Source organism: Sphingomonas sp. AC449 (genome assembly GCF_979253475.1).
Window position 1 is genome coordinate 1 of record NZ_CEEDCZ010000062.1, and the last position, 254, is coordinate 254.

At 70.5% G+C, this 254-nt stretch carries 1 pseudogene; it reads right to left on the reverse strand.

The features are described 5' to 3' along the window. Positions 1–55 precede the first annotated feature (55 nt). Positions 56–254 (reverse strand): annotated as a pseudogene (locus tag AC0CH3_RS17840) (hypothetical protein); the annotation flags it as partial.

The following is a 254-nucleotide window of genomic DNA, read 5'->3' on the forward strand; positions in this document are numbered from 1 at the left end:
GCCGATTGTTTCACGAATTCGATCCGCGTGGCGAGGCGCGCGTTCGCGGCGTCGTCTAGCGGGGAAAGCGGAGGCGAACGATCAGACCGGGTGCCGCATCTTCGAGTGCGAGGGTCGCGCCGATCCGCGTGGCGGCGGAGCGGACGACCGCCAGCCCAAGGCCGCTGCCCTCCGCGCCGTCGCCCGCCGGGGATCGAGCGAAGCGCTCGACGAGATCGCGGATGCAAGTGCACGGCTCGAACGCCTGCTTACCC